Here is a 9,269-nt window from a genome sequence, read left to right on the forward strand (position 1 = left end):
GGCATAAATAATAGACAAGAGCAGTCCTTCATGCAATAGGCATTTGAATGCCATGGCATGGCGCGAAGATGTCAGCCTTCGTTCACGCTCGCGCGCCACGACACCACGTGGCCGGGAGGAAGAACATTCTTAAGATGCGACAGGATGCGGGCAACTTTGGCGGACTGGTCGAAGAACTCTATGACCACTGGCAGGTCCAAAGACAGATCGAGCAGCGTCGAGGAATGCACCTTGCCGGAACGGCCGAAGCCGGAAATCCCGCGAAATACCGTGACCCCGCGGACCTTTTCTTCATCATGCAGCTTGGCCAGCAGCGTTTTGAGGAGCGTCTCGCCCTCAGTGAGATAAATACGCACCATCATAACATCGCTGTGTTTCATAGCTGCCTCCCGATAATGACACCCAGCCACGTGCCAGCCACACATAAAATTAAACTGGCCAGCATGTATAACAGAGACTTTAGCGACTCGCCTTGTTCGATCAAATTGAAAGCTTCAATGGAAAATGTGGAAAACGTGGTGAATCCGCCGAGCACGCCGATGAGGATTCCCGCGCGCAGCACTACACTACCACTCAAACGATCCGTAAACAGCACAAACAGGAAACCCATCGCGAGACAGCCGAGGATATTCACCGCGAACGTCCCATAGGGAAACGAGCGCCCCATCAGCGCATACGTCCAGGTTGACATCCAGAACCGCAACACGCTTCCCACGGCGCCGCCCGCGGCGATGGCCAGAACCTGATTCATGGGGTAACGCGCATCACGATGCAAGTATTTTCGTTTTTTTCATTCTCTGGTCATGGACCGATCATACCAATACTTCGCCTTCACCGGATCTCGCGGTAAGCCTTTCAGGCCGTCTTCGTAGCCCTTCGCCAAGGATCGCTGCGCGCGCTTCTGTCCGTTCTCCGCGGCCTTGCGTAACCATTCGATCGCCTTGGCCTCGTCTTTCTCGATGCCACCCAGTCCCCAACCATACGCGACGGAGAGACGGTACTGGCTTTCGGCATCGCCCTTTTCCGCTGCCGGGCGATACCATTTGACTGCGGCCGCATAATCTTTCTCCACGCCTCGGCCCTTTTCATACAGCTTGCCCATGCCACGCTGCGCTCGCACATCGCCCTTTTCTGCCAGTGGCTGCCAGATACGGCGCGCTTTGTCATAGTCGCCGGCGTCATAGGCCGCCCAACCGGCTTCAGAATTGGGACTGACTGACGCTGGTGCGGGAGCGGGAGCGAGGGTTGGAGCGGATGCCGGTGTCGATGTCGCCGGTGGCGTTGAGGTAACTCCGCCGGCCAGGACCAGCGATGATACCGCCCAAAGAACTACACCCATCGCTGTTTGTTTAATATTCATCATCGTATCGTGTGCCACGAAATTCATTTATTCGTCTTCTCGGGTTGCTTTTTTTCTGCCTTGGCCGCCGACTCTCGGGCCTTCCGGTCTAGCTCTTTAAGATGTGCCAGGCGCTCGGCGATTTTACCCTCCAATCCCTGATCCGTGGGAAAATAATACTGCCGTTTTCCCAGTTCCGGCGGTAAATAGCTCTCGCCGGCCGCATACGCCTCGGCCTCATCATGCGCGTAGCGGTAACCCTTGGCGTATCCCAGCTCTTTCATCAGCTTGGTCGGGGCATTGCGCAGGTGCAGCGGAACTTCAAGCGATCCGCGCTCGCGCGCGTCTTTCATCGCCGCCCCCATGGCGGTATAGACGGCATTGCTTTTCGGGGCACAGGCCATGTAGACGACGGCTTGCGCGATCGCCAGCTCTCCTTCCGGACTGCCCAGTCGTTCCTGCACGTCCCAGGCATTCAGCGCCAACTGCAAGGCGCGCGGGTCGGCGTTGCCGATGTCCTCGGAAGCCATGCGCACCACCCGTCTCGCGATATAAAGCGGATCGCAGCCGCCGTCGAGCATGCGCGCGAACCAGTATAATGTGGCATCCGGGTCGGAACCGCGCACCGACTTGTGCAGCGCCGAGATCTGGTCGTAAAACGCTTCGCCCTGCTTGTCGAAGCGGCGCACCCCGCCGGTGATGACGTCCTTGATCAGGTCTATGGTAATGACCTGCTTGCCACCTTGTTTTATCGAGAGATCGGCGGCCATCTCCAGCAGATTCAGCGAACGACGTGCATCGCCGTCGGCCGCCTGTGCCAGCAGATCGCGCGCCTCGCCCGGCATTTCCAGTGGCTGCGAACCCAGGCCCGATGGTTCGTCATCGAGAGCCCGATCGATGATCTGGCGAACCTCCTCCGCCGTCAGTGCCTTGAGCACGTAAACGCGCGCACGCGACAGCAGCGCGTTGTTCAATTCGAAGGATGGGTTCTCCGTGGTGGCGCCGATGAAGGTCAGCGTGCCGTCCTCTACGTAGGGCAGGAAGCCGTCCTGTTGCGCCTTGTTGAAGCGATGCACTTCATCCACGAACATCACCGTCGGGTGACCGTCGGCGTGCGCCTGTTTGGCCTCTTCGACGGCGGCGCGGATTTCCTTCACCCCGGCAAACACGGCGGAGATGGCGATGAAATGCGCCCGCGTGCGATGCGCGATCAGGCGCGCGAGCGTGGTCTTGCCCGTGCCGGGCGGGCCCCAGAAGATCATGGAATGCAGAATGCCGGCTTCGATCGCCTGGCGCAGCGGCTTGCCCGGCGCGAGCAGATGCGACTGGCCGAAGAAATCCTCGAGCCGCTGCGGGCGCATGCGGTCCGCGAGCGGCTGCCACGGCTTGGTCTGGGTTTCCGGAAAAATATCCTGCGTAGCCATGATTCGCCTCATTCAGCGGCGCGTGACCGGCTTCGTTGGATTGAACGGCGACGGTCTACTCGCCAACCACATCTACGCCTTCGGGCGGCTTGAAGTTGAAACGATCCGACTCGATGTGGACGTTCTCGCGTGGCGATTCGAGCGTCACGCGCGTGGTATGCCCGAATCCGTCGACCATCTCGATAACGCGCAGCTTGCCCTGCGCAAAACCGATACGGATGTCGTCATATCCGCTGTCCTTGCTCCGGGGTTTCAGTTGCACCCACGTCATCTTGTCCTGCGCGTCGAGCGACTGGATCGTGAAATTGTCTTCCAGCTGTCCCTTGCCGGCAAGCAGCATCGCCGGAGTATCGGTAAGGCCGCCGGTGAGGTCGCGCACGCTGGCCTGTTGCAGACCCACGTCATACACCCAAAGCCGCTTGCCGTCGGCCACGATCTGCTGCTTGTAAGGCTTATCGTAATCCCAGCGAAACTTGTTGGGCCGTTCGATCCACAAGGTTCCGGAAGATTCCTGAACCGGTTTAAGCGACTCGTCGAGCACGATCTGCTTGAACTGGGCGCTGAAGCTGTTCACTTCGCGGAAAAACTGGCGCAGGCTGTCCACTCCGGACTTAGGCTCGTTCATGGCCGCCATCGTGCTGCCCATGCTGAGCAAAAACATCACCGCCAGAATCAACAGGCGATTCATGTGGATCAGACTCGCGGTGGCGGAGGCGCGATCACCTCGCGGCTGCCGTTGGGTTGCAGCGGTCCGACCACGCCGGCGCGCTCCATTTCCTCGATCAAGCGCGCGGCGCGGTTGTAGCCGATTCGCAAGCGCCGCTGCACGCCGGAGATGGAGGCGCGGCGCGTTTCAGTGACGATCTTGAGCGCCTCGTCGTACAGCGGATCGGCCTCGCCATTGCCGCCGTCCGCGCCATTACCGCCGCCTTCCTGGAGGAAGCCCTGGTCGTTGACGCCGGTATCGCCATTGAGAATCTGTTCCTCGTAAACCGGCTCGCCGCTCTTCTTGAGGAAGGTGGTGACCTTGTGCACTTCATGATCGGCGACGAATGCTCCGTGCACGCGCTGCAAGGACTGACCAACGCTCAGGTACAGCATGTCGCCGCTGCCGAGTAACTGTTCCGCGCCCATCATATCGAGCACGGTACGCGAGTCCACGCGCGACGACATCTGGAACGCGACGCGCGAGGGGATGTTGGCCTTGATGAGACCAGTGATCACGTCCACCGACGGGCGTTGCGTCGCCAGCACCAGATGCAGGCCAGCGGCACGTGCCTTCTGCGCCAGCCGTGTAATCAGCTCTTCTACCTTCTTGCCGACCACCATCATCAGGTCGGCCAGCTCGTCCACGAGAATGACGATCATCGGCAAGGGTTTCAGCTCCACCGCCTCCTCGCCCGGCTGCACCAGTGGGTCGGTGATCGGCTTGCCGGCCTCCTGAGCGTCCTTGATCTTGCGGTTGTAACCGGCGAGATTGCGCACGCCGAGTGCGGCCATCAGGCGGTAGCGCCGTTCCATTTCGGCGATGCACCACTTGAAGGCGTTGGCGGCCTGTTTCATGTCCGTCACCACCGGCGCCAGCAAATGCGGGATGCCCTGGTACACCGCGAGCTCCAGCATCTTGGGATCGATCATGATCAGGCGCACGTGTTCCGGCGTGGATTTGTACAGCAGGCTCAGGATCAACGAGTTGATGCACACCGACTTGCCCGAACCCGTGGTACCGGCAATCAGCAGATGCGGCATCTTGGCAAGATCCACTACCACCGGGTTGCCGCTGATATCCTTGCCGAGCGCGAGCGACAGCGGTGAGGCGGATTCCTCGTAGGCCTGCGAGGCCAGCACCTCGGTCAGGCGTATGGTCTCGCGCCCCTCGTTGGGAATTTCAATGCCGACCGAGGTCTTGCCGGGAATGTTTTCCACCACGCGCAGGCTGACCACGGAAAGCGATCGCGCCAGGTCGCGCTGCAAGTTGGTGATCTGCGAGGCCTTGATGCCCGGCGCCGGCTCAATTTCGAAGAGCGTGATCACCGGGCCCGGATGCACCGCCACTACCTGGGCCTCGATGTCGAAATCGAGCAGCTTCTTCTCCAACAACCGCGCCATGCTTTCCAGGGACTGTTTGGAGAACTGCGGCGCCTTGTCCTTGTCTGCCGGGTCCAGCAACGACAATGGCGGCAATTCGCCGGGGGCCGGAAGATCGAAGAGCGGCACCTGTTTTTCCTTTTCCGCGCGCTTGCTCGGCGCCGGTTTGGCGATCACCGGCTCGATGCGCGGCGGGGTGTGCCGCTCCAGCGCTTTCATGTCCTCATCCACGACCTCGCGCCGTTTCTGCTTGGCACGCATGCCGATCAACCGGTCAACCTGCGCGGAGCTGAAACGATAAAACCAGTCAGCGAAAACGAAGCTCCACCGGCCGACACTGTCCATGAGTTTGAGCCAGGAAAGTCCCGTGTAAACCGTTACGGCGGCGAGAAACAGCGCCAGCAAAAACAGCGTGGCGCCGGTGAAGCTGAAGGCCGAAGCCAAGCCCAGCCCCATGGCATTGCCCAGCCAACCGCCGCTGGCGAACGGCATGCCAGTCTGGCTCTGGGAGAAGTGCAGGCCAGCCAGTCCGCAGGCGCCGATCATGACGGCGATAAAACTTCCGATCATAAGGAGACGGTGTTTCAGCCCCGGCGCTTCCGGGTCCTTGCGATGCTGGTAAATATGCCAGCCGGAAAACCCGATCATGACCGGAAACAGGAAGGCGACGTAGCCGAACAGATTGAACAGCACGTCCGACACCCACGCGCCGGCGCGCCCGCCGGTGTTGGCCACGATGTCGCTCGACCCGAGGTGCGACCACGATCGATCGCTGGCGGAGTAAGTCCACAGCGAAATCAGCAGATAGATGGCGATCGCGGCGAGGACGTACAGGGCCGCCTCACGCAACAGCTGGAGAATACGCGGTGTCAGCGGTGGATTGGATTTGTTCCGGGTGGCCTGCGTCACAACCTTCCTTAGAGTGCGGTAAAAAGTGGCGGCATTTTCCCATTTTTCGGCGCCCAGCGCCAAGTATTTAAAAACTAATTCGCGAGCGCCGCGACCACGGCCAGATGGACAATTTTCCCACCGGCGACGTTCACACCCTTGGCGATGGCCGGATCGTTCAGCCCGCCATCCGTCGCCAGTTTCAGCACGTAGGGCGTGAGCACGGTGGATAGCGCCTGCGAAGCCGTGCGCGGCACCGCGCCGGGCATGTTGGTGACGCCGAAGTGCACCACGCCGTCCTGTATATAGGTGGGATGCTCGTAATCCGTCGGACGGATAGTTTCGATGCAGCCGCCCTGATCCACGGAGATGTCAATGATCACGCTGCCCGGTTTCATCTTGCGCACCATTTCGGCGGTGACCAGCTTGGGCGCTTTTGCTCCCGGGATCAGCACCGCGCCGATCAGCAGGTCAGCGCTGTAAACCGCCTCGGCGATCAGTGGCGCATAAGACGGCAGCGCCGTCACGTTCGGTCCGAGCGCGTGCATGCGCTCCAGTTCCTCGCGGCGCGGCGCGAATACCGTCACCTGCGCGCCAAGCGCGGCCGCCACGGTAGCGGCATTACCACCGGCGACACCGGCCCCGAGGATCACAACATGGCCACGTTCCACGGACGGCATGCCGCCGAGCATGACGCCGCGCCCGCCGGAGTGGCTATGCAGCAACGTGGTGCCGATATGGATCGACAATCGCCCAGCGATGTCGCTCATGGGCGCGAGCAGCGGCAATTTTCCGCCGGCCTCGACAGTCTCGAACGCCACCGCCGTCAGGCCCTTTTCCTTCAGCGCCTGCGCCAGCTTCGGCGTGGCCGCTAGGTGCAAGTAGGAGAAAAGGATGTGGTCCTTGCGCAGCAGGGCGTATTCCGAGGCGATGGGCTCCTTGACCTTGAGCAGCAACTGCACGCTACCATATAGAGTGGTTGCATCCGGTGCGATCTGAGCGCCCACGCGGCGGTAATCCTCATCAGGATAACCGCTCGCGACACCCGCGCCGGACTGGATCAGCACCTCGTGCCCATGCTGGATCAGTTCGCTGACGGCGGGCGGGATCAGGGCCACACGCCCTTCCCGCACCTTCACTTCTTTCGGAATGCCAATGCGCATGCGTTCTCCTTTAGGACGTTCTGCCATTACTATGAACAGGGAACCCTAAGCCATTAATTATGACAATGCGTCTTATGTGACTTGAGGTAAGAACCATAATCAATCAGAACGTCCTTTACCGTCTTCGCGTCCATGGCGTAACATACACGTCAAATCTTCTGGTGATCTGTTTTTGAGATCCCTCTCCCTCCGGGAGAGGGATAGGGTGAGGGGAACCTTATATCGCCCTCATCCCGACCTTCTCCCTCAAGGGAGAAGGAGTTGTTAGGCTTTTCCAAGCGCCAGCAAGATAAGAACTTCTCGGGTTTTTGTCTATCGAATGTTTTCCTGTCTCGCTACGGAGTTACCGCATAATGGATAAGGTCAAACATTGCCGGCTGCTCATTCTCGGCTCCGGCCCCGCCGGCTACTCGGCCGCGGTTTACGCCGCGCGCGCCAATCTCAATCCGGTCCTCATCACCGGCCTAGAACAGGGCGGCCAGCTCATGACCACCACCGACGTGGACAACTGGCCCGGCGACGTCGAGGGCCTGCAGGGCCCGGCGCTGATGGAGCGCATGCAGAAGCACGCCGAGCGCTTCAAGACTGAAATCGTCTTCGATCATATTAATAAGGTCGATCTCAAGCAAAAACCCTTCCGTCTGACCGGCGACTCCGGGGTTTACACCTGCGATGCGCTGATCATCGCCACCGGCGCCTCAGCCAAATATCTTGGCATACCCTCGGAAGCTGCCTTCAAAGGCAAGGGTGTGTCGGGCTGCGCGACCTGCGATGGATTCTTCTATAAAGGTCACAAAGTCGCCGTCATCGGCGGCGGCAATACCGCTGTGGAAGAGGCGCTTTACCTGTCCAACATCGCCGAGCATGTCACCGTGGTGCACCGGCGCGACTCGTTCAAAGCCGAGGCCATCCTCATCGACCAGCTCATGGCCAAGACCAAGGGTGGCAACATATCCGTCGAATGGAACCACGAGGTGGACGAAATCCTCGGTGACAAGAACGGCGTCACCGGCGTGCGTATCAAGGACAAGAGCGGCAAGAAGAAAGAATTCGCTGTGCAAGGCGTGTTCATCGCCATCGGCCATGCGCCCAACACCGCGATCTTCGAGGGCCAGTTGGAAATGCACGGCGGCTACATCAAGACTAAATGCGGCGACCAGGGCAACATGACCGCCACCAGCGTCCCGGGCGTGTTCGCCGCCGGTGACGTGCAGGATCACATTTACCGCCAGGCGGTCACCTCCGCCGGCACCGGTTGCATGGCGGCGCTGGATGCGGATCGCTATCTGCAAAAGCTTAAATAACCACTACCATTCTGCTGTGGCCGTCATTCCCGCGAAGGCGGGAATCCAGGAATTGAATGATCAGGGCGACCATGCCGCCCTGCACATAAATTCCCTCCCACCAAAGGGAAGGGCTGGTTAGGATGAGGGTTACTGATTGGAGCTAATCCATGTCCACCGACAACCAAGATGACGACGACCCCGACCTGTTCCGCAAGGCCGTCGGCAAAATCCGTCCGGTAAAGCAGGACAAGGTTCATCCCAAACCCAAGCGCCGCAAGCCGGTTCCCGAGCAAACCCTGCGCGACCAACGTGAGGTCATGGACAGCCTGCTGTCCGACGAATACGAACCGGCCGATATCGAAACCGGTGACGAACTCCTCTACACCCGCCCCGGCCTGCAACACAGCGTCATCCGAAAACTACGCCTCGGCCAATACGCCATCGAAGCCGAGCTCGACCTGCACGGCGCCACGGTCGTCCAGGCCCGTGAAGCCGTAAATACCTTTATCAAGAACGCCCGCGACCAGGACAAGCGCGTGGTGCGCATCATTCACGGCAAGGGAAATAGCTCGGAGGGAAAACTGCCGGTACTCAAGGGTAAGGTCAATTCCTGGCTGCGCCAGAAAGGTGAGGTACTCGCCTTCTGCTCCGCTCGTCCCAACGACGGCGGGACGGGGGCGGTGTATGTGTTGTTGAAGCGGGTTTAATTGCCTTAACTAGCCTACCGAGCAACGGCACGTTGTTTTAAGACTTCAGTCTTTTCAGCTGAAGGTTTCAATTATACTGACCCCTTGATCCACGTCTAGTTTGCCTCAGCTGTAGCCGTTAGGTTTCTAGTCAAGCATGTCTATCTATGTATGTACCTGGTATGTACTTGATTATCGGTATCCGAACATCATCTCCATTGATGTTGATGCCGTTAATACCAATACTAAAACCTGTACGCGGGTTTGGAGGAGGTGCTTTGAATTTTATCGCAAAACAATAATCTGTATTTCGCTCTAACTTCATTTTTTTATTTGACGGAATTTCATCTGATGATTTAAGTGGATTTTCACCGCTCCACGATTTTGCGCGCGGA

Annotated in this window: 10 protein-coding genes; 2 read left to right on the forward strand and 8 right to left on the reverse strand. The window is 59.4% G+C overall.

All coding sequences use genetic code 11. The features are described from left to right. Positions 1-71: 71 nt before the first annotated feature. From WB402_RS12450 to ald, 7 genes are all read right to left on the reverse strand, one after another. Entirely contained in the window at positions 72-380 is a 309-nt protein-coding gene (locus WB402_RS12450) for a DUF190 domain-containing protein (RefSeq protein WP_424208325.1), read from the reverse strand. Beyond that, on the reverse strand, positions 377-751 hold the full coding sequence (gene crcB, locus WB402_RS12455; RefSeq protein WP_424208326.1) for a fluoride efflux transporter CrcB: 375 nt from the start codon (positions 749-751) through the stop codon (positions 377-379). The genes WB402_RS12450 and crcB overlap by 4 nt, the downstream gene beginning before the upstream one ends. A gap of 39 nt (positions 752-790) precedes the next feature. Continuing rightward, positions 791-1,387 carry a tetratricopeptide repeat protein gene (locus WB402_RS12460; protein ID WP_424208328.1) on the reverse strand — a complete coding sequence of 199 codons (597 nt, stop codon included), beginning with the start codon at positions 1,385-1,387 and terminating at the stop codon, positions 791-793. Next, positions 1,384-2,763 (reverse strand): replication-associated recombination protein A, encoded by a 1,380-nt coding sequence (locus tag WB402_RS12465; protein ID WP_424208330.1) that lies wholly within the window; start codon positions 2,761-2,763, stop codon positions 1,384-1,386. Before WB402_RS12465 ends, WB402_RS12460 begins: the two co-directional genes overlap by 4 nt. 55 nt (positions 2,764-2,818) lie before the next feature. Further along, positions 2,819-3,451, reverse strand: a complete 633-nt coding sequence (gene lolA, locus WB402_RS12470) for an outer membrane lipoprotein chaperone LolA (protein WP_424208332.1) — start codon at positions 3,449-3,451, stop codon at positions 2,819-2,821. A 5-nt stretch (positions 3,452-3,456) separates the two neighbouring features. Further along, positions 3,457-5,760 carry a DNA translocase FtsK gene (locus tag WB402_RS12475; RefSeq protein ID WP_424208334.1) on the reverse strand — a complete coding sequence of 768 codons (2,304 nt, stop codon included), beginning with the start codon at positions 5,758-5,760 and terminating at the stop codon, positions 3,457-3,459. Between the two features lie 74 nt (positions 5,761-5,834). Then, complete coding sequence (ald, locus tag WB402_RS12480; protein ID WP_424208336.1) at positions 5,835-6,902, reverse strand: alanine dehydrogenase; 1,068 nt, start codon at positions 6,900-6,902, stop codon at positions 5,835-5,837. Between the two features lie 353 nt (positions 6,903-7,255). Between ald and trxB the strand changes: the two genes are divergently transcribed. Together trxB and WB402_RS12490 are read left to right on the forward strand one after the other, a co-directional pair. Further along, positions 7,256-8,206 carry a thioredoxin-disulfide reductase gene (gene trxB, locus WB402_RS12485; RefSeq protein ID WP_424208338.1) on the forward strand — a complete coding sequence of 317 codons (951 nt, stop codon included), beginning with the start codon at positions 7,256-7,258 and terminating at the stop codon, positions 8,204-8,206. A 149-nt stretch (positions 8,207-8,355) separates the two neighbouring features. Then, entirely contained in the window at positions 8,356-8,895 is a 540-nt protein-coding gene (locus WB402_RS12490) for a Smr/MutS family protein (protein ID WP_424208340.1), read from the forward strand. Between the two features lie 130 nt (positions 8,896-9,025). Here WB402_RS12490 and WB402_RS12495 read toward each other — a convergent pair. Then, positions 9,026-9,269: hypothetical protein (locus WB402_RS12495; RefSeq protein ID WP_424208342.1), on the reverse strand; the 244-nt coding region annotated here is incomplete at its 5' end.

It is taken from the genome of Sulfuricaulis sp. (genome assembly GCF_049587675.1).
Taxonomy (GTDB): domain Bacteria; phylum Pseudomonadota; class Gammaproteobacteria; order Acidiferrobacterales; family Sulfurifustaceae; genus Sulfuricaulis.